Genomic DNA, 357 nt, shown 5'->3' on the forward strand with positions numbered 1-357 from the left:
TTATAGCCGGCTTTTCCGCTTCGTCAACACCTTTTTTCAAGGCCGTCTCACCGGAGTGGACGTTGTTGCCGATGCCGCTTCGTCGTTGGACCCGAGAGTCTTTCGTCGTTGCGAGCCGCCTATTATGGCAGGCCTTTCAGCTTTGTCAACAACTTGTTTGAGGAACTTGAAGCTCTTCGTGAAGTTGTTGCTGCAAGTCCAGGTCGAAACCGGGTGCCTGCAAAAAAAGGAAAACCCCGCTGCGTGAGCAGCGGGGTTTTGGGTGTAAACCCTGGCGATGACCTACTCTCGCATGGCTTGAGCCACACTACCATCGGCGCAGCTGCGTTTCACTTCCGAGTTCGGGATGGGATCGGG

1 protein-coding gene and 1 rRNA gene are annotated in these 357 nt (G+C 54.9%); one reads left to right on the forward strand and one right to left on the reverse strand.

What is annotated here, in order from left to right:
- Positions 1–247, forward strand: a 247-nt coding sequence (locus C9412_RS20790; protein WP_219906263.1) for a hypothetical protein, incomplete at its 5' end; no start/stop codon positions are given.
- Between the two features lie 22 nt (positions 248–269).
- Here the strand turns inward: C9412_RS20790 and rrf are convergent.
- Positions 270–357: ribosomal RNA gene (rrf, locus tag C9412_RS20470) — 5S ribosomal RNA — on the reverse strand; the annotation flags it as partial.

The sequence above is a fragment of the Stenotrophomonas sp. Nf1 genome (assembly GCF_003028475.1).
Taxonomy (GTDB): domain Bacteria; phylum Pseudomonadota; class Gammaproteobacteria; order Xanthomonadales; family Xanthomonadaceae; genus Stenotrophomonas.